General features: G+C 45.7%; 32 protein-coding genes. 3 read left to right on the top strand and 29 right to left on the bottom strand.

Features of this window, described 5'->3' with window-relative positions; genetic code table 11:
* Positions 1–52: 52 nt before the first annotated feature.
* Together KIT90_RS06640 and KIT90_RS06635 are read left to right on the top strand one after the other, a co-directional pair.
* Positions 53–673: an FKBP-type peptidyl-prolyl cis-trans isomerase gene (locus KIT90_RS06640; protein WP_285375927.1), complete on the top strand. Its 621-nt coding sequence runs from the start codon at positions 53–55 to the stop codon at positions 671–673.
* A 151-nt stretch (positions 674–824) separates the two neighbouring features.
* Complete coding sequence (locus KIT90_RS06635) at positions 825–1,304, top strand: DUF2780 domain-containing protein (protein ID WP_009707833.1); 480 nt, start codon at positions 825–827, stop codon at positions 1,302–1,304.
* Between the two features lie 157 nt (positions 1,305–1,461).
* Here the strand turns inward: KIT90_RS06635 and rplQ are convergent, their stop codons facing one another.
* The 29 genes from rplQ to rpmE form a co-directional block, all read right to left on the bottom strand.
* Positions 1,462–1,842 carry a 50S ribosomal protein L17 gene (rplQ, locus tag KIT90_RS06630; protein ID WP_005383141.1) on the bottom strand — a complete coding sequence of 127 codons (381 nt, stop codon included), beginning with the start codon at positions 1,840–1,842 and terminating at the stop codon, positions 1,462–1,464.
* Between the two features lie 26 nt (positions 1,843–1,868).
* On the bottom strand, positions 1,869–2,861 hold the full coding sequence (locus tag KIT90_RS06625; RefSeq protein ID WP_005383143.1) for a DNA-directed RNA polymerase subunit alpha: 993 nt from the start codon (positions 2,859–2,861) through the stop codon (positions 1,869–1,871).
* A 24-nt stretch (positions 2,862–2,885) separates the two neighbouring features.
* Entirely contained in the window at positions 2,886–3,506 is a 621-nt protein-coding gene (rpsD, locus tag KIT90_RS06620) for a 30S ribosomal protein S4 (protein WP_005383146.1), read from the bottom strand.
* 27 nt (positions 3,507–3,533) lie between these two features.
* On the bottom strand, positions 3,534–3,923 hold the full coding sequence (gene rpsK / locus KIT90_RS06615) for a 30S ribosomal protein S11 (RefSeq protein WP_001118870.1): 390 nt from the start codon (positions 3,921–3,923) through the stop codon (positions 3,534–3,536).
* A gap of 18 nt (positions 3,924–3,941) precedes the next feature.
* Positions 3,942–4,298 (bottom strand): 30S ribosomal protein S13, encoded by a 357-nt coding sequence (gene rpsM / locus KIT90_RS06610; RefSeq protein WP_005435100.1) that lies wholly within the window; start codon positions 4,296–4,298, stop codon positions 3,942–3,944.
* Positions 4,299–4,447: 149 nt separating this feature from the next.
* Positions 4,448–4,561 (bottom strand): 50S ribosomal protein L36, encoded by a 114-nt coding sequence (gene rpmJ / locus KIT90_RS06605; protein ID WP_000868186.1) that lies wholly within the window; start codon positions 4,559–4,561, stop codon positions 4,448–4,450.
* A 38-nt stretch (positions 4,562–4,599) separates the two neighbouring features.
* Positions 4,600–5,934 carry a preprotein translocase subunit SecY gene (gene secY / locus KIT90_RS06600; protein ID WP_005435093.1) on the bottom strand — a complete coding sequence of 445 codons (1,335 nt, stop codon included), beginning with the start codon at positions 5,932–5,934 and terminating at the stop codon, positions 4,600–4,602.
* A gap of 20 nt (positions 5,935–5,954) precedes the next feature.
* On the bottom strand, positions 5,955–6,389 hold the full coding sequence (gene rplO, locus KIT90_RS06595; protein WP_005435092.1) for a 50S ribosomal protein L15: 435 nt from the start codon (positions 6,387–6,389) through the stop codon (positions 5,955–5,957).
* Positions 6,390–6,395: 6 nt separating this feature from the next.
* Positions 6,396–6,572: a 50S ribosomal protein L30 gene (rpmD, locus tag KIT90_RS06590; protein WP_000201159.1), complete on the bottom strand. Its 177-nt coding sequence runs from the start codon at positions 6,570–6,572 to the stop codon at positions 6,396–6,398.
* A 7-nt stretch (positions 6,573–6,579) separates the two neighbouring features.
* The gene (rpsE, locus tag KIT90_RS06585; RefSeq protein WP_005435090.1) at positions 6,580–7,083 is read right to left on the bottom strand and encodes a 30S ribosomal protein S5; all 504 of its coding nucleotides are present in this window, start codon (positions 7,081–7,083) and stop codon (positions 6,580–6,582) included.
* Between the two features lie 14 nt (positions 7,084–7,097).
* Positions 7,098–7,451: a 50S ribosomal protein L18 gene (rplR, locus tag KIT90_RS06580; protein WP_005435088.1), complete on the bottom strand. Its 354-nt coding sequence runs from the start codon at positions 7,449–7,451 to the stop codon at positions 7,098–7,100.
* A 9-nt stretch (positions 7,452–7,460) separates the two neighbouring features.
* Positions 7,461–7,994: a 50S ribosomal protein L6 gene (rplF, locus tag KIT90_RS06575; protein WP_005435087.1), complete on the bottom strand. Its 534-nt coding sequence runs from the start codon at positions 7,992–7,994 to the stop codon at positions 7,461–7,463.
* Between the two features lie 12 nt (positions 7,995–8,006).
* On the bottom strand, positions 8,007–8,399 hold the full coding sequence (gene rpsH / locus KIT90_RS06570; protein ID WP_009707834.1) for a 30S ribosomal protein S8: 393 nt from the start codon (positions 8,397–8,399) through the stop codon (positions 8,007–8,009).
* Positions 8,400–8,428: 29 nt separating this feature from the next.
* Positions 8,429–8,734: a 30S ribosomal protein S14 gene (rpsN, locus tag KIT90_RS06565; protein ID WP_004410442.1), complete on the bottom strand. Its 306-nt coding sequence runs from the start codon at positions 8,732–8,734 to the stop codon at positions 8,429–8,431.
* 17 nt (positions 8,735–8,751) lie between these two features.
* Positions 8,752–9,291, bottom strand: coding sequence for a 50S ribosomal protein L5 (gene rplE, locus KIT90_RS06560; RefSeq protein ID WP_004745887.1), 540 nt, complete (start codon positions 9,289–9,291; stop codon positions 8,752–8,754).
* A gap of 23 nt (positions 9,292–9,314) precedes the next feature.
* On the bottom strand, positions 9,315–9,632 hold the full coding sequence (rplX, locus tag KIT90_RS06555; protein WP_005435084.1) for a 50S ribosomal protein L24: 318 nt from the start codon (positions 9,630–9,632) through the stop codon (positions 9,315–9,317).
* Between the two features lie 13 nt (positions 9,633–9,645).
* Positions 9,646–10,017, bottom strand: a complete 372-nt coding sequence (rplN, locus tag KIT90_RS06550) for a 50S ribosomal protein L14 (RefSeq protein ID WP_004410450.1) — start codon at positions 10,015–10,017, stop codon at positions 9,646–9,648.
* Between the two features lie 164 nt (positions 10,018–10,181).
* Complete coding sequence (rpsQ, locus tag KIT90_RS06545) at positions 10,182–10,436, bottom strand: 30S ribosomal protein S17 (protein ID WP_005435082.1); 255 nt, start codon at positions 10,434–10,436, stop codon at positions 10,182–10,184.
* Positions 10,436–10,627 (bottom strand): 50S ribosomal protein L29, encoded by a 192-nt coding sequence (rpmC, locus tag KIT90_RS06540; RefSeq protein WP_004410456.1) that lies wholly within the window; start codon positions 10,625–10,627, stop codon positions 10,436–10,438. The genes rpsQ and rpmC overlap by 1 nt, the downstream gene beginning before the upstream one ends.
* On the bottom strand, positions 10,627–11,037 hold the full coding sequence (gene rplP, locus KIT90_RS06535; protein ID WP_005379577.1) for a 50S ribosomal protein L16: 411 nt from the start codon (positions 11,035–11,037) through the stop codon (positions 10,627–10,629). Before rplP ends, rpmC begins: the two co-directional genes overlap by 1 nt.
* A gap of 11 nt (positions 11,038–11,048) precedes the next feature.
* A complete protein-coding gene (rpsC, locus tag KIT90_RS06530) occupies positions 11,049–11,747 on the bottom strand; it encodes a 30S ribosomal protein S3 (protein WP_005435080.1) in 699 nt (232 codons plus the stop codon).
* A gap of 18 nt (positions 11,748–11,765) precedes the next feature.
* On the bottom strand, positions 11,766–12,098 hold the full coding sequence (gene rplV / locus KIT90_RS06525) for a 50S ribosomal protein L22 (RefSeq protein ID WP_005383164.1): 333 nt from the start codon (positions 12,096–12,098) through the stop codon (positions 11,766–11,768).
* A 10-nt stretch (positions 12,099–12,108) separates the two neighbouring features.
* Positions 12,109–12,387, bottom strand: coding sequence for a 30S ribosomal protein S19 (gene rpsS / locus KIT90_RS06520; RefSeq protein WP_005435078.1), 279 nt, complete (start codon positions 12,385–12,387; stop codon positions 12,109–12,111).
* A 21-nt stretch (positions 12,388–12,408) separates the two neighbouring features.
* Positions 12,409–13,233: a 50S ribosomal protein L2 gene (gene rplB, locus KIT90_RS06515; RefSeq protein WP_005435076.1), complete on the bottom strand. Its 825-nt coding sequence runs from the start codon at positions 13,231–13,233 to the stop codon at positions 12,409–12,411.
* Positions 13,234–13,248: 15 nt separating this feature from the next.
* Positions 13,249–13,551 carry a 50S ribosomal protein L23 gene (rplW, locus tag KIT90_RS06510; protein ID WP_004398471.1) on the bottom strand — a complete coding sequence of 101 codons (303 nt, stop codon included), beginning with the start codon at positions 13,549–13,551 and terminating at the stop codon, positions 13,249–13,251.
* A complete protein-coding gene (gene rplD / locus KIT90_RS06505; RefSeq protein WP_005435074.1) occupies positions 13,548–14,150 on the bottom strand; it encodes a 50S ribosomal protein L4 in 603 nt (200 codons plus the stop codon). Before rplD ends, rplW begins: the two co-directional genes overlap by 4 nt.
* A gap of 17 nt (positions 14,151–14,167) precedes the next feature.
* Positions 14,168–14,797, bottom strand: coding sequence for a 50S ribosomal protein L3 (rplC, locus tag KIT90_RS06500; protein ID WP_005435072.1), 630 nt, complete (start codon positions 14,795–14,797; stop codon positions 14,168–14,170).
* 14 nt (positions 14,798–14,811) lie between these two features.
* Complete coding sequence (gene rpsJ / locus KIT90_RS06495) at positions 14,812–15,123, bottom strand: 30S ribosomal protein S10 (RefSeq protein WP_004410492.1); 312 nt, start codon at positions 15,121–15,123, stop codon at positions 14,812–14,814.
* 446 nt (positions 15,124–15,569) lie between these two features.
* Positions 15,570–15,791 carry a 50S ribosomal protein L31 gene (rpmE, locus tag KIT90_RS06490; protein ID WP_005435070.1) on the bottom strand — a complete coding sequence of 74 codons (222 nt, stop codon included), beginning with the start codon at positions 15,789–15,791 and terminating at the stop codon, positions 15,570–15,572.
* A 294-nt stretch (positions 15,792–16,085) separates the two neighbouring features.
* On the opposite strand from rpmE, the gene priA reads away from it, so the two are divergent.
* Positions 16,086–18,287: a primosomal protein N' gene (gene priA, locus KIT90_RS06485; RefSeq protein WP_285375920.1), complete on the top strand. Its 2,202-nt coding sequence runs from the start codon at positions 16,086–16,088 to the stop codon at positions 18,285–18,287.
* Positions 18,288–18,456: the final 169 nt, after the last annotated feature.

Here is an 18,456-nt window from a genome sequence, read left to right as displayed (position 1 = left end):
GCCTCGAACCTGATATCCTGTGCCTTTATCACTCCTAATAAGAGCGACATTCATGTCTGAAATTAAATTTGAAACTGCAGAACAAAAAGCAAGCTACGGTATTGGTCTGCAAATGGGTCAGCAACTTGCTGGTTCTGGTCTAGAAGGTCTTAGCGTTGACGCTATCGCTGCTGGTATTGCAACTGCACTAACTGGTGACATGCCTTCTATCGAAATCGACGAAATCAACAACGCACTGCAAGAGCTACACACTCGTGCAGAAGCAGTTCGTCAAGAAGCAGCTAAAGCTGCTGCGGCTGACGGCGAAGCGTTCCTAAAAGACAACGCTCTACGTCCAGAAGTAAACGTTCTTGAGTCTGGTCTTCAGTACGAAATCATCACTGAAGGTGCTGGTGAAATCCCAACTGCTGCATCTCAAGTACGTGTTCACTACCATGGTGAGCTAACTGACGGCACTGTATTCGACAGCTCTGTATCTCGCGGTCAACCTGCTGAGTTCCCAGTAACTGGCGTAATCAAAGGTTGGGTTGAAGCTCTTCAACTAATGCCTGTTGGTTCTAAGTGGAAACTATACATCCCACAAGATCTAGCATACGGTGAGCGTGGCGCAGGTGCTGCTATCCCTCCATTTGCTGCTCTAGTATTCGAAGTAGAACTACTAGACATCCTGTAAGTGAGACTCTCCTCAATACAAATTCGAAGCGGCGCTCACTAGCGCCGCTTTTTTTGTCTAAAATAAACAGACTTAAGCTCAACAACCTTAATGTCTCTGTTATCTTAAGTAGTGAATAAACAATAATAATCGCAAGCCACACGGAGGTATTATGCGTAAAACACTCCTCACCTTAACGCTGCTTTCAATGAGTATTGGTACAGCACACGCTTTTCTTGATGCGGTAACCGATAAAGAAAGCCAAGAAGGGTTAATGGACATGGTCAGCCAAGGCATGAATGCGGAATCATCTCCGCTCACCGATTTACTCACTAGCCAATTGCCCGTCTCAACCGAGCAAGCTGCAGGTGGTACGGGAGCCTTGTTAGCACTTGCACAAAGTCAGTTATCAGACCAAAACAGCAGCGAGCTGAAATCCCTAATTCCAGGCATGTCGAGTCTAGATGGCGCGCAAAGCTTATTAGGTAATATTGAAAGTTTAAGTGCAGTACAAAGTACTTTTGATAAATTAGGACTAGACCCATCGATGATCAGTCAGTTTGCGCCGGTGATACTTGGCTATCTAGGTGACCAAGGCGCAAGTGAAGGCTTGCTGAATTCGTTAAGCGGATTGTGGGGTTCAGGCAGCTAGACGTTTCGCCTAAACATAAATTAAGACTCAACATTCGATTATCGAAGGTTAGCTTTGAGAGGGGAGACGGAAAGCTGAATGTGTTTTCCCTTTCAAATACAACAGATACAAAAAAGCCGAGCTAATGCTCGGCTTTTTTTGTTCTTACGAACTGAGATTACTCAGCAGCTTCTTCAGCAGCTGGGCGATCTACAAGCTCAATGTAAGCCATTGGAGCTTTATCACCAGCACGGAAGCCAGCTTTTAGGATACGAGTGTAACCGCCCTGACGAGCAGCAAAACGTGGACCTAGTTCGTTAAACAGTTTTGCAACTACTTCGTTATCACGAGTACGTGCAAATGCTAGACGACGGTTAGCAACACTGTCAGTCTTAGCTAGTGTAATCAAAGGCTCAACTACGCGACGTAGCTCTTTTGCTTTTGGCAAAGTAGTCTTGATAACTTCATGACGTACTAGAGAGCTAGCCATGTTGCTGAACATCGCTTTACGATGTGAGCTGTTGCGGTTGAGTTGACGACCACTCTTACGATGGCGCATGACCTAATCCTTCTAACTAGTATCGATTAATCTTCAGCGATTGATGCAGGTGGCCAGTTTTCTAGGCGCATGCCCAGAGACAGACCACGTGACGCAAGTACGTCTTTAATCTCAGTAAGAGATTTTTTACCAAGGTTAGGCGTTTTAAGTAGCTCAACCTCAGTACGTTGTACTAGATCACCGATGTAGTGAATCGCTTCTGCTTTCAGACAGTTAGCAGAGCGAACTGTTAGTTCAAGATCGTCTACAGGACGCAGTAGGATCGGATCGAATTCTGGCTTCTCTTCCTTCTCCTCAGGTACACGTACATCACGAAGATCTACGAACGCATCCAATTGCTCAGCTAGGATAGTAGCTGCACGACGGATTGCTTCCTCAGGTTCTAGAGTACCGTTTGTTTCCATATCGATAACAAGCTTGTCTAGATCGGTGCGCTGTTCTACACGAGCTGCTTCTACAGCGTAGGCAATTTTGTCTACAGGGCTGTAAGTAGCATCTACTAGTAGGCGACCGATTGGACGCTCGTCTTCTTCGTTATGGATACGCGCAGAAGCTGGAACATAACCACGACCACGTTCAACTTTGATACGCATTGCGATCTCAGCGTTGTCATCCGTTAGGTGACAAATTACGTGTTCAGGGTTAGCGATCTCTACATCACCATCATGGGTGATGTCACCTGCAACCACAGGGCCCGAGCCTGATTTGTTCAAAGTAATGAACACTTCATCTTTGCCTTCGGCAACGCGCACAGCCAAACCTTTAAGGTTTAGAAGAATTTCAAGAATATCTTCTTGAACGCCTTCTTTCGTGCTGTACTCATGAAGTACGCCTTCAATTTCTACTTCTGTTACAGCACAACCTGGCATAGAAGATAGAAGGATGCGGCGAAGTGCATTACCCAGAGTATGACCAAAGCCACGCTCTAATGGCTCAAGAGTTACTTTTGCGTGAGTCGAGCTGATTTGTTCGATGTCAACTAGACGTGGCTTAAGAAATTCTGTTACAGAACCCTGCATTGTGTCCTCTCTTTAGTTTAAACCTTACTTAGAGTAAAGCTCGACGATCAATTGTTCGTTGATGTCAGCTGATAGATCAGAACGCTCAGGCATACGCTTGAATGTACCTTCCATCTTGCCACCATCTACTTCAATCCAAGTTGGTTTTTCACGTTGTTCAGCAACTTCTAGAGCTGCTTTGATACGAGCTTGCTGTTTAGCTTTCTCGCGGATAGAAACAACGTCATTAGCCGCTACTTTGAAAGAAGGAACGTTTACAACTTTACCGTTAACTAGGATAGCTTTGTGGCTAACTAGCTGACGTGCTTCTGCGCGAGTTGCGCCAAAGCCCATGCGGTAAACTACGTTATCAAGACGACCTTCAAGAAGCTGAAGCAGGTTCTCACCTGTGTTGCCTTTAAGACGTGCAGCTTCTTTGTAGTAGTTACGGAATTGTTTTTCTAGAACGCCGTACATACGACGAACTTTTTGCTTCTCACGAAGCTGAACGCCATACTCAGATAGACGACCGCGACGAGCGCCGTGTACACCTGGTGCGTTATCAATTTTACACTTGGTATCGATCGCGCGAACACCAGACTTAAGGAATAAGTCAGTGCCTTCACGACGGCTAAGCTTCAGCTTAGGACCCAAATATCTTGCCATGATCTTTCTCCAGTAATCTAAAAAACGTTATACGCGACGTTTCTTAGGTGGACGACAACCGTTATGAGGGATTGGTGTAGCATCAACGATGTTTGTGATGCGGAAACCAGCAGCGTTCAGTGCGCGAACAGTAGATTCACGACCTGGACCTGGACCCTTAACCATAACTTCCAAGTTCTTTAGACCGTATTCTTTAGCCATTTCAGCACAACGCTCAGCAGCAACCTGTGCAGCGAACGGAGTAGACTTACGAGAACCACGGAAACCAGAACCACCTGCAGTAGCCCAAGCTAGAGCATTACCTTGACGGTCAGTAATGGTTACGATTGTGTTATTGAAAGAAGCATGGATGTGCGCAACGCCATCTGCAACTTGCTTGCGTACGCGCTTACGAGCGCGAGTTGGTTGTTTAGCCATTGTACTCTACCTTCCCGATTATTTCTTGATCGGCTTACGCGGACCCTTACGGGTGCGAGCATTGGTTTTAGTACGCTGTCCACGTAGTGGTAGACTGCGACGATGACGAAGACCACGGTAACAGCCAAGGTCCATAAGACGCTTGATGTTCATAGATACTTCACGACGTAGATCACCTTCTACAGTGTACTTAGCTACACCATCACGCAGTTGATCGATCTGCTCTTCAGTTAGTTCACTGATCTTAACATCTTCAGCAATACCCACTTCAGCTAGGATAGCTTGAGAGCGAGTTTTACCGATGCCGTAGATTGACGTAAGTGCAATCACAGCATGTTTTTGATCAGGAATGTTAATGCCTGCTATACGGGCCATTATTCACTCCTAAGTGTTTCTATAAAAGAATTAGCCGCAGCAAAGCCCGTTATGGATACGCTGCGGAGTACTACTTCTTTTGCACGCAAAAGGTAGGCCGAGGAATATACTCGACCTAACCTTCGTTTTCAAGTAAAAATTTCTGCTAATTAGCCTTGGCGCTGTTTGTGCTTTGGCTCACTGCAAATCACGCGAACGACACCGTTACGCTTGATTACTTTACAGTTACGGCAGATTTTTTTAACGGAAGCACGAACTTTCATTGCTAAACTCCGTAATTGAAACTGAGTCTACCGCCGTATTAACGACCGTAGCCTTTCAGATTCGCTTTCTTCAACACAGAATCATACTGTTGAGACATCAGATGAGTCTGTACCTGTGCCATAAAGTCCATGATAACAACAACTACGATAAGTAGTGATGTACCGCCGAAATAGAAACGTACGTTCCACGCGACCATCATGAACTCGGGAATCAGACAGATAAAGGTAATGTACAGTGCGCCCGCTAGGGTTAAACGTGTCATTACTTTATCGATGTACTTCGCTGTCTGCTCACCTGGGCGGATACCGGGTACGAATGCACCGGACTTCTTCAAGTTATCCGCTGTTTCACGCGGGTTGAAAACCAACGCCGTGTAAAAGAAACAGAAGAAGATAATCGCTGCTGCATAAAGCATTACATACAGAGGCTGACCTGGGCTAAGAGCCAAAGACACGTCAGTTAACCAACCGAACGCGCTGCTCTCACCGTTCTGACCAAACCACTGAGCCAGTGTTCCTGGGAACAGGATAATACTTGATGCAAAAATCGCTGGAATAACACCTGCCATATTAATTTTAAGTGGCAGATGCGAGCTTTGTGCAGCAAATACTTTACGACCTTGTTGACGCTTAGCGTAGTTAACGACGATTCGGCGTTGACCACGTTCCATGAAAACAACGAAGTAAATTACTGCGAAAGCTAATACCGCGATTAACAGTAGAAGAAGTACATGCAATTCACCTTGACGCGCTTGCTCGATTGTTTGACCGATTGCAGAAGGCAATCCAGCAACAATACCTGCAAAAATCAGAATGGAAATACCATTACCGATTCCTCGCTCTGTAATTTGTTCACCTAACCACATTAGGAACATGGTACCGGTTACTAAACTTACGGTAGCAATTAGCGTAAACATGGTTTGGTTCATTACAACCAGATTGTCGACCATGTTTGGTAAGCCAGTTGCAATACCAATAGCTTGGAATGTTGCAAGTACAAGCGTGCCGTAGCGTGTATATTGGCTGATCTTACGACGGCCTGCTTCACCCTCTTTCTTGAGTTCCGCTAACGCTGGATGAACTACAGTTAGCAATTGGACAACAATAGATGCCGAAATATACGGCATGATGCCCAATGCTAATATAGATGCACGCTCAAGAGCACCACCGGAGAACATGTTAAACATTTCAACGATGGTACCTTTTTGCTGTTCGAACAAATCGGCAAGTACAGCAGCGTCAATACCAGGAATCGGCACAAATGAGCCGGCTCGGAATACTAAAAGTGCACCAATTACGAATAACAAGCGCGACTTTAGTTCACTTAAGCCGCTCTGAGCACTACGAAAATCTTGTCCTGGTTTCTTAGCCATCTGTACCTCGTTCCTCGAGATTATTCCTCGATTTTACCGCCTGCAGCTTCGATTGCAGCTTTAGCGCCTTTAGTCACACGTAGACCTTTAACAGTCACTGCTTTATCGATTTCACCAGATAGAACAACTTTTACGAATTCGATGTTCTTAGTGATGATGTTAGCAGCTTTAAGGCTGTTTAGATCAACCACGTCACCAGAAACTTTCGCTAGTTCACCTAGACGAACTTCAGCAGACACTAGGCTCTTACGAGAAGTGAAACCGAATTTTGGTAGACGTTGTTTCAGAGGCATCTGACCGCCTTCGAAACCTGGACGAACTTTACCGCCAGAACGTGATTTTTGACCTTTGTGACCACGGCCACCAGTTTTACCTAGGCCAGAACCGATACCACGACCTACACGCTTAGGAGCATGCTTAGAGCCAGCAGCCGGTGCAAGAGTATTCAAACGCATTTCTGATTACTCCTCAACTTTAACCATGTAGTAAACCTTGTTGATCATACCGCGTACGCACGGAGTATCTTCAAGTTCTACTGTGTGGTTGATTTTACGAAGACCTAGACCACGCAAAGTAGCTTTGTGCTTTGGTAGGCGGCCAATTGAGCTTTTAGTTTGAGTTACTTTAATAGTTGCCATGGTGTTCTTACTCCGAAATAGCTTCAACAGTTAGACCACGTTTAGCAGCAACCATTTCTGGCGACTTCATGCTACCTAGTGCATCGATCGTTGCACGAACGATGTTGATAGGGTTCGTAGAACCGTATGCTTTAGATAGTACGTTGTGTACGCCAGCAACTTCTAGTACTGCACGCATCGCACCACCTGCGATAACACCAGTACCTTCTGCAGCAGGCTGCATGTAAACTTTAGAGCCCGAATGGCGACCTTTCACTGGGTGGTGAAGAGTGCCTTCGTTTAGCGCGATAGTAGTCATGTTACGACGCGCTTTTTCCATTGCTTTTTGAATCGCTGCAGGTACTTCACGAGCTTTGCCGTAACCGAAACCTACACGACCGTTACCGTCACCAACTACTGTTAGTGCAGTGAAGCTCATGATTCGACCGCCTTTAACCGTTTTAGAAACACGGTTAACTGCGATTAGCTTTTCTTGCAAATCATTCGCTTGAACTTGTTGTTCTTTAGCCATCTTCCAACCCTACCTTAGAATTTCAGACCAGCTTCGCGAGCAGATTCTGCTAGCGCCGCTACTCGACCGTGGTATTGGAAACCAGAACGATCAAATGCAACTGCAGTTACGCCTTTTTCAAGAGCGCGCTCAGCAACAGCTTTACCTACTGCTTTAGCTGCATCAACGTTACCAGTGTATTTCACTTGCTCACGGATCGCTTTTTCTACAGTAGAAGCTGCTGCGATAACCTCAGAGCCATTAGCCGCGATAACCTGTGCGTACACGTGACGAGGAGTACGGTGTACAACTAGGCGAGTCGCACCCAGTTCTGCAATCTTACGACGTGCACGTGTAGCACGACGGATGCGAGATGCTTTCTTATCCATAGTGTTACCTTACTTCTTCTTAGCTTCTTTAGTACGCACATTTTCATCTGCGTAACGAACACCTTTACCTTTGTAAGGCTCAGGTTGACGGTAAGAACGAATGTCAGCCGCAACTTGACCAACTAGTTGCTTATCACAACCAGTGATGATGATTTCAGTTTGGCTTGGACATTCAGCTTTAATACCCGCTGGCAACTCGTGCTCAACTGGGTGAGAGAAGCCTAGTGTTAGACCTACAGCGTTGCCTTTGATAGCAGCACGGTAACCAACACCTTTAAGAGTTAGCTTCTTAGTAAAGCCTTCAGTAACACCAACAACCATGTTGTTAACTAGAGCGCGAGCTGTACCAGCTTGTGCCCATGCGTTAGCAGCACCTTCTTTAGGACCGAAGGTTAGGTTGTTTTCTTCCTGAGCGATAACCACAGCGCTGTTAAGAACACGTGATAGTTCGCCCTTAGCACCTTTTACAGTGATTTCTTGGCCGTTTAGTTTCACCTCTACGCCAGCTGGAATAGCGACAGGTGCTTTAGCAACACGAGACATATTCTACTCCTATTAAGCTACGTAGCAGATGATTTCACCACCAAGACCTGCTTTACGTGCAGCGCGGTCTGACATAAGACCCTTGGAAGTAGAAACGATAGCAATACCAAGACCACCCATTACAGAAGGAAGATCATCTTTCTTCTTGTAAACGCGTAGACCTGGACGAGAAACACGTTTAAGTTGCTCGATTACTGGTTTAGCTTGGAAGTACTTAAGTGTAACTTCTAGCTCAGGTTTTGCTTCGCCTTCAACAGCGAAGTCAACGATGTAACCTTCAGCTTTTAGTAGTGCAGCAATTGCAACTTTAAGCTTTGAAGAAGGCATTTTAACAGCAACTTTGTTTGCTGCCTGACCGTTACGAACACGGGTCAGCATATCCGAAATCGGATCTTGCATGCTCATATGATTTACTCCAAATGATTAAGTGGCAATTACCAGCTAGCCTTACGAAGACCCGGAATCTCGCCTTTCATGCAAGCTTCACGAACCTTAATACGGCTTAGACCGAACTTACGTAGGTAACCGTGTGGACGACCAGTTTGGTTACAACGGTTGCGCTGACGTGATGCACTTGAATCACGTGGAAGAGATTGCAGTGTAAGAACCGCATTCCAACGATCTTCTTCAGATGCGTTTACATCGCTGATGATAGCTTTTAGCGCTGCACGCTTTTCAGCGAACTTAGCTACTAGCTTCGCACGCTTTGCTTCACGTGCTTTCATTGAATTTTTAGCCATAACAGTAACCCTTCACCTTACTTACGGAATGGGAAGTTAAAGGCAGCCAGCAGAGCACGGCCTTCCTCATCAGTACCAGCAGACGTCGTAATAGTGATGTCTAGACCGCGTACTCGATCAACTTTATCAAAGTCGATTTCCGGGAAGATGATTTGCTCGCGAACGCCCATGCTGTAGTTACCGCGACCGTCAAAAGACTTAGCGCTAACACCACGGAAGTCACGTACTCGTGGAAGAGCGATGTTAATCAAACGCTCAAGAAAATCCCACATACGTTCGCCACGCAAGGTTACTTTACAACCGATAGGGTAGCCTTCACGGATTTTGAAACCTGCAACAGATTTACGAGCTTTAGTGATAAGTGGCTTTTGACCAGAGATCGTTGCCATATCAGCAGCTGCGTTTTCTAGCAGTTTCTTATCGTTGATTGCTTCACCAACACCCATGTTTAGGGTGATTTTCTCGATTCTAGGGACTTGCATGACGCTTGTGTAGCTAAACTGTTTGGTCAGTTCAGCGACTACAGACGACTTGTAGTAATCATGCAGTTTCGCCATAGTAGAACTCCAAATTACTTCTATTAGTTAGAAACGATTTCGTTGTTAGACTTAAAGAAACGAACTTTCTTACCATCTTCAAAACGGAAACCGATACGGTCAGCTTTACCAGTAGCTGCGTTAAAGATCGCCACGTTAGAAACATCGATAGCTGCTTCTTGCTCTACGATACCGCCTTGGATACCTAGTGCAGGAACAGGTTTCTGGTGTTTCTTAACAAGGTTGATACCTTCAACGATAACTTTACCAGTTGCTAGGACCTTAGTTACTTTACCTTTCTTGCCTTTGTCTTTACCAGCAAGAACGATTACTTCGTCATTACGACGGATTTTAGCTGCCATTTCTACGTGCTCCTTACAGAACTTCTGGAGCCAGTGAAACGATCTTCATGAACTTATCGCCACGAAGTTCGCGTGTCACAGGACCAAAGATACGTGTACCGATTGGTTGCTCAGTGTTGTCGTTCAACAATACACAAGCATTTCGGTCGAAGCGAATGACAGAACCGTCAGGACGACGTACGCCTTTACGGGTGCGCACTACCACCGCCTTCAGAACGTCACCTTTTTTAACTTTACCGCGAGGAATTGCTTCCTTAACAGTAACTTTGATAACGTCACCGATATGTGCATAACGGCGGTGAGAGCCACCCAGAACCTTAATACACATTACGCTGCGTGCGCCTGAGTTATCAGCTGCGTCCAGCATACTTTGCATTTGGATCATGTTAGTGCTCCGCTAAATAATAAAAAAACTAGACCCTCTCGGGTCGGGCTGCCTCTTTAAAAGGGACGCGAATTGTACCACCCTTTTTTCAGATTGGGTAGTCAAAAAATAAACGGCTCCAAAAATTATTTTTGGAGCCGTTTTTAATCATAGAATAAAGAAGATTAGATCTTCGCTTTTTCTAGGACTTTTACCAATGTCCAAGACTTAGTCTTAGACAGTGGACGACACTCAGCGATTTCAACTGTGTCGCCTAGGCCACACTCGTTGTTCTCGTCATGTGCGTGTACTTTAGTCGTGCGCTTTACGAATTTACCGTAAATTGGGTGTTTAACCATGCGCTCGATAGCAACTACGATAGACTTGTCCATCTTGTCGCTAACAACACGACCTTGTTGAGTACGTTTTACTTCGCTCATTATGCGCCTGCCTTCTCAGTCAAAACAGTTTTCACACGTGCGATATCACGGCGTACAGCTTTCAGAGTATGAGTTTGCTGTAGCTGACCAGTTGCAGCTTGCATGCGCAAGTTGAACTGTTCGCGTAGCAAATTCAATAGCTCAGCGTTAAGCTCTTCAACGCTTTTCTCGCGTAGATCTTGTGCTTTCATCACATCACCTGCTTAGTTACAAATGTAGTTTTGAATGGCAGTTTACGAGCCGCTAGGCGGAACGCTTCACGAGCCAATTCTTCAGGTACACCACCCATTTCGTACATAACCTTACCAGGTTGGATTTGGGCTACCCAGTACTCAACGTTACCTTTACCCTTACCTTGACGAACTTCAAGTGGTTTTTCTGTGATTGGTTTGTCTGGGAACACACGGATCCAGATTTTACCTTGACGCTTAACGTGACGTGTCATTGCACGACGTGCCGCTTCAATTTGACGAGCAGTTAGACGACCACGGCCAACAGCTTTAAGACCGAATTCGCCGAAGCTTACATCAGTACCTTTAGCTAGACCACGGTTACGACCTGTCTGAACCTTACGGAACTTAGTACGTTTAGGTTGTAGCATCTGTCGACTCCTTACTTACGGCCTTTACGCTGCTTCTTAGGCTTGTCGCCTTTAGGCTCTACAGCGTTAGCTGCTGGCATACCACCTAGGATCTCACCTTTGAAGATCCAAGTTTTAATGCCGATCACACCGTATTGAGTGTGAGCCGAAGAAGTTGCGTAATCAATGTCTGCACGTAGAGTGTGTAGAGGTACACGACCTTCACGGTACCACTCAGAACGTGCGATTTCAGCGCCGCCTAGACGACCGCTTACTTCCACTTTGATGCCTTTAGCACCTAGACGCATTGCGTTTTGTACCGCGCGCTTCATAGCACGACGGAACATAACACGACGCTCTAGTTGAGACGCGATGCTGTCACCAACAAGCTGTGCATCAAGCTCAGGCTTGCGTACTTCAGCGATGTTAATTTGAGCTGGTACACCTGCAATTTTAGCTACAGCTGCACGTAGTTTCTCAACGTCTTCACCTTTCTTACCGATTACAACGCCTGGACGAGCAGTGTGAATAGTCACACGGATGCTCTTAGCAGGACGCTCGATAACGATACGTGAAAGAGATGCTTTTTGTAGTTCCTTAGTTAGGAACTGACGTACCTTGAAGTCGCCGTCTAGGTTGTCAGCGAAATCTTTGGTGTTAGCAAACCATGTAGCATTCCAAGGCTTAACGATGCCAAGACGAATACCATTAGGATGTACTTTTTGACCCATTGCTTACTCTCCTAGTCTCTAGCGATCTGCTACAACAACAGTGATGTGGCTTGAACGCTTCAAGATACGATCCGCACGACCTTTAGCACGAGGCATAATACGCTTCATGGTTGGGCCTTCATCTACAAAGATTTTTGCGACATTCAGATCGTCAATATCTGCACCTTCGTTGTGCTCCGCGTTAGCGATAGCAGACTCTAGAACTTTCTTAACTAGAGCAGCAGCTTTTTTGTTGCTGAACGTTAGAATTTCTAGAGCTTGGTCAACAGATTTACCACGAATTAGATCCGCAACTAAGCGAGCTTTCTGAGGCGAAATGCGAGCAAAGTTATGTTTAGCAATAGCTTCCATTATTTACTCCTTAACGCTTCTTAGCTTTCTTATCCGCAGCGTGACCGCGGTAAGTACGTGTTGGTGCGAATTCACCTAGTTTGTGACCGATCATTTCTTCGGTTACGAAAACTGGTACGTGCTGACGACCATTATGGACAGCGATGGTCAAACCGATCATCGTAGGGATGATCATTGAACGACGGGACCAAGTCTTAATAGGCTTTTTGTCTCCGCTTTCCACCGCTTTCTCTACCTTCTTCAGCAAGTGTAGGTCAATAAAAGGACCTTTCTTGAGAGAACGTGGCATGGCGATTCCTCTTTATATAGATTACTTGTTACGACGACGTACGATGTACTTGTCAGTGCGTTTGTTCTTACGAGTCTTGAAGCCTTTAGTAGGCATACCCCAAGGAGATACTGGGTGACGGCCACCAGAAGTACGACCTTCACCACCACCGTGTGGGTGGTCAACCGGGTTCATTACTACACCACGTACGGTTGGACGTACGCCGCGCCAGCGTGAAGCACCAGCTTTACCAAGTTCACGTAGCATGTGCTCAGAGTTACCAACTTCACCGATTGTTGCACGGCCTTCAGAAAGAACTTTGCGCATTTCGCCAGAACGTAGACGGATAGTTACGTACGCACCGTCGCGAGCAACGATTTGAGCGTAAGCACCAGCCGAACGAGCTAGCTGACCACCTTTACCAGGTTTTAGTTCAACGTTGTGTACAGTTGAACCTACTGGGATGTTACGCATTGGTAGAGTGTTACCCGCTTTAATCGGTGCATCAACACCAGATTGGATAACATCACCCGCGTTAACACCTTTAGGTGCTAGGATGTAGCGACGCTCACCGTCTTTGTAAAGAACTAGAGCAATGTTTGCGCTACGGTTTGGATCGTATTCTAGACGCTCAACTTTCGCTGGGATGCCATCTTTAGTACGTTTGAAGTCAACTACACGGTAGTGGTGCTTGTGACCACCGCCGATGTGACGTACTGTGATACGACCGTTGTTGTTACGACCACCGTTCTTAGAGTTTTTCTCTAGAAGAGGTGCGTATGGCTTGCCCTTGTGTAGGTCAGCGTTAACAACTTTAACAACGTGACGACGACCAGGGGAAGTCGGCTTACATTTAACAATAGCCATTCTTAACTACTCCTGTTATTCCGCGCCGCCAACGAAGTCAAGATCTTGACCTTCTTTCAAAGTAACGTACGCTTTCTTAACGTCGCTGCGGCGACCTTGGCGTAGACCTTGACGTTTGGTCTTACCCTTAGTGATAAGAGTATTTACAGACTTAACTTCAACTTCAAAAAGCTTTTCTACAGCTGCTTTGATCTCTTTTTTAGTTGCATCTTTAGCTACTTTGAAAACGATAGTGTTCGCTTTCTCAGCTGCCATAGTTGCTTTTTCAGAGATGTGCGGAGCACGTAGAACTTTTAGGATACGCTCTTCAGTGATCATGCTAGCATCTCCTCAACTTGCTTAACTGCTTCTGCAGTCATTACAACTTTGTCGAACGCGATTAGTGAAACTGGATCGATACCAGCAACGTCACGTGCGTCAACTTTGTATAGGTTACGAGCAGCTAGGAATAGATTCTCATCTACTTCGCTAGTCACGATTAGAGCGTCAGTTAGCTCAAGCTCTTTAAGCTTAGCAACTAGCTCTTTAGTCTTTGGCGCTTCAACTGAGAAGTTATCAACAACGATTAGACGCTCTTGACGAACTAGCTCAGAAAGAATGCTCTTCATAGCACCGCGGTACATTTTTTTGTTTACTTTTTGGCTGTGATCTTGTGGTTTCGCAGCAAAAGTAACACCACCTGTACGCCAGATTGGGCTACGGATTGTACCAGCACGCGCACGGCCAGTACCTTTTTGACGCCATGGCTTAGCGCCACCGCCAGAAACTTCTGAACGTGTTTTTTGAGCACGAGTACCTTGACGAGCACCTGCTGCAAATGCAACAACTACTTGGTGTACAAGAGCTTCGTTAAACTCACGTCCGAAAGTAGTTTCGGAAACAGTTAGTGCATCAGCACCTTTAACCATTAGTTCCATTACTTACTCCTGAGACGTTATGCTTTAACAGCTGGTTTAACGATCACGTTGCCACCTGTTGAGCCTGGTACTGCACCTTTGATAAGAAGCAGATTGCGCTCAGCGTCAACACGTACGATCTCTAGGTTTTGAGTCGTTACACGCTCAGCACCCATGTGACCTGCCATTTTCTTGCCTTTAAATACGCGACCTGGAGTTTGACATTGGCCAATTGAACCCGGTGCACGGTGAGACAATGAGTTACCGTGAGTCATATCTTGAGTACGGAAGTTCCAACGCTTAACAGCGCCTTGGAAACCTTTACCTTTAGATGTACCAGTAACGTCTACTTTCTTAGTTTCGTTGAATAGTTCAACTGTTAGCTCAGCGCCAACTGCAAACTCTTCACCGTTTTCCAAACGGAATTCCCAAAGACCACGACCAGCTTCAACGCCAGCTTTAGCAAAGTGACCTGCTTCAGCTTTGTTTACGCGGTTAGCTTTCTTAGAACCAGCAGTTACCTGGATTGCAGCGTAGCCATCTGTCTCAAGAGTTTTAACTTGAGATACACGGTTTGCTTCAACTTCAACAACTGTTACTGGGATAGAAACGCCGTCTTCAGTAAATACGCGGGTCATGCCCACTTTACGACCGATTAGACCAATCATTCTTCTAATCTCCCTTAACCTAGGCTAATTTGAACGTCAACGCCCGCAGCAAGGTCTAGACGCATTAGAGCATCAACAGTTTTGTCTGTTGGCTCAACGATGTCGATTAGACGCTTGTGAGTACGAATTTCGTACTGGTCACGTGCTTTCTTGTTAACGTGTGGAGAGATAAGAACTGTGAAACGCTCTTTACGAGTAGGTAGTGGGATTGGACCACGAACCTGTGCGCCAGTGCGCTTAGCTGTTTCAACGATTTCCGCTGTAGAAGCATCGATTAGTTTGTAATCGAAAGCTTTTAGGCGGATACGGATACGTTGGTTCTGCATGAGACAGAGCTCCAATATTAAAAATTACACAAACAATATCGCCACTCAGACTCGTCAAGACGAGAGAATGCCGATTGATTTATGTGAAACCGTAGCGTCCAAGATTAGGACACATTGTCAGTTAATTTTCGATTAACTACCCCTATATGCCAGAGTCACGTCTGGGGATAGTTTTTCCGAAGAAAAGATAGCTAATTGTATTAACCGCGAACATAAGCTGAGTCTACATTACCTCGCAAATCCGAAGATTTACTCGCTCCTCACTGCTCATTGGTTCACAACTGGCTTAACCAGTGCGCTGCATTATACAGATCACACTTTAGGATGCAAGACCTGGATGAAAAATAATCGAACAAAAATTAACCATTCGAATTCTTCATTGAGCCATAAACAAAAAGGACGCCGAAGCGTCCTTTTTTAAACTGTAATCGTAATAGCGTCTGCTATTATTTCTTACCGCTTGATAGTGCACCGAAACGCTTGTTGAAGCGATCAACACGGCCGCCTGTATCAACGATACGTTGCTTACCAGTGTAGAATGGGTGACACTTGTCACATACGTCTAGGTGGATAGAATCTTTACCTAGAGTAGAGTTGAACTCGAAAGAGTTGCCGCAAGAACAAGTAGCAGTTACTGCTTTGTATTCTGGGTGGATACCAGCTTTCATGGGATAACCTCAATGTAGGCCGTGTCGCTATACGAATCTAAGCCGCACACCACACGTAATTAATAATAAAATGCGATACCGCATCGACCATTTGCCGAAGCCATATCTCAAGGCGCAGTATACTAATGAATCGCTAAGCTAGGATCAACACATTTGGCAACTTTTTCGCCACTTTTTTCACCAGTACTTTAGTACTGAGAGCAATCACTTCCCCAAAAATGCGCAGCGCTCGAATTTTTCACCGCGTTTTAATAGACTATACCTCTCTTCCCTCTTTTATATAGTAAAGATTCTATGCGTCCATCCATCGCCCGAGTGGCACTACCGGTCCCTCTAGACAAACAGTTTGACTATGTCATTCCTGGGCACCTGTTTCCGGTGATTGGAGGGCGTGTTTCTGTTCCTTTCGGCCGACAAACCTTGGTTGGTGTTGTCACAGCGATGGTCAATCATTCAGACTTTCCTAAAGAACAACTAAAGCCAATTAAAGCCGTCTTGGATGCACAACCGGTTTGGCCAGAGAAACTTTATTCTTTATTAATTTGGTGTAGCCAATTTTATCAGTACCCTCTTGGGGACACTTTGCACAATGCTATGCCAGCCGCTCTGCGAAAGGGTAAACCTGCGGATTTCGCCACATTACAAGAGTGGCAAATCACCGCATCGGGCAAAGACAAGTTAATGCAGGGGCTTGGGCGGGCGGTCAAACAACAACGCACTTTGCAGATGTTGGTCAACGGTGCCGTCCCACACCAAGAGTTTATTGATACAGAGATAGGTTCTGCGGTACTTAAGTCTTTGGAAGAAAAAGGCTGGGTTGAACGCATAGAGAAAAAGCCTACGGTAACTAAGTGGAGCACGCAGGTTGAACATGACGTCGAAAAACCAAAACTCAACCACGAGCAAGCGCTTGCTATTGCCAGCGTAAATAGCCAAACAGGTTTTGCCTGCTATTTATTAGAGGGTGTGACGGGCTCTGGTAAAACCGAAGTTTACTTGAACCTAATCAGGCCAGTTCTTGAGCAAGGCAAGCAAGCTTTGGTTTTAGTACCCGAAATTGGCTTAACTCCACAAACCATCAACCGCTTTAAACATCGATTTAACGTGCCTGTTGATGTCATCCACTCTGGGTTAAATGACACCGAGCGTCTCAATGCTTGGCTATCTGCACGAGATAAAGCAGCTGGTATTATTATTGGTACTCGCTCTGCCCTACTCACTCCCTTTGCGGATCTGGGCATCATTATTGTCGATGAAGAACACGACTCCTCTTATAAGCAACAAGACAGTTTGCGCTACCACGCTCGTGATGTCGCAGTCATGCGCGCGCACAAGGAGCAAGTGCCTATTGTTCTTGGCTCAGCCACACCAGCTTTAGAAACGCTGCATAATGCGCTATCGGGCAAATACCATCACTTAACGTTGACTCAGCGTGCTGGCTCTGCGGTACCTACCAACAACAAAGTACTCGATGTTAAAGGGCTTTATTTAGACAGTGGTTTGTCCGCACCTTTAATTGCTGAAATGCGTAAACACCTTAAAGCTGGCAACCAAGTGATGTTGTTCCTAAACCGTCGAGGCTTTTCCCCTGCCTTAATGTGCCATGAATGTGGTTGGATTGCGGAATGTAAACGTTGCGATGCTTATTATACGTTCCATCAATACAGCAATGAGATTCGCTGCCATCACTGTGGCTCACAACAACCGGTAATTCATCAATGTCAGGGCTGTGGCTCTACCCAGCTAGTGACGGTTGGCGTGGGCACTGAACAACTTGAGCTGCAATTGGCAGAGCTGTTCCCTGAATACAAAGCAATTCGTATTGATAGAGACAGTACTCGCCGTAAAGGCAGCTTGGAAGATGCGCTCGAGTCAATTCGTAAAGGTGAATACCAAATATTGATAGGGACTCAGATGTTGGCGAAAGGCCACCACTTCCCTAATGTCACCCTTGTTGCACTATTGGATGTCGATGGCTCTCTATATAGTAGCGACTTCCGCGCCTCCGAAAGACTTGCTCAGCTATTTATTCAGGTTGCGGGGCGTGCAGGGCGTGCAAGTAAACCCGGTGAAGTGATTCTTCAAACTCACCACCCTGAACACAGCTTACTGCAAGCCCTGCTTCAGAAAGACTATCGTCACTTTGCTATGACAGCGTTGGAAGAGCGCAAACTTGCTCAGCTTCCACCCTATAGTTTCTTAACCTTGTTTAAGGCAGAAGCCAACCAAAGCGAAGTAGTTGAGGACTTTTTGCGTCAGGTTCGTTTTACTCTGGAATCACACCCGCTGTTCGATGATTCTTGTATGGTGTTAGGCCCAACACCATCACCTTTGGCTAAGCGTGCCGGTAAGTATCGTTGGCAGCTTTTACTGCAAACTCAACATCGCTCATTGATGCAAAAGTTATTAACCAGTGCCAAACCTGCTATTGAGTTGTTGCCAAATGCCAAGAAAGTCCGCTGGAATTTAGACATAGAACCACAGGATCTCAGCTAGCAAACGTTTAACTATGTAATGAATTACCTTTTAATGTGATGGAGTTCTCATTAGGATTGCAATTTTTGTTAAACAGACCGTAACTTTCCCTTTAGAAATGAATAGACTATTCAAATTAGTAAAGTCTAAAGTGGATCAGTCACATAGACTTCAATTAGAAAAATGATGA

Origin of the sequence: Vibrio sp. B172a (assembly GCF_030248355.1) — a bacterium.
Lineage (GTDB): Bacteria > Pseudomonadota > Gammaproteobacteria > Enterobacterales > Vibrionaceae > Vibrio > Vibrio owensii.
This window is presented reverse-complemented; position numbering and strand designations above follow the sequence as displayed.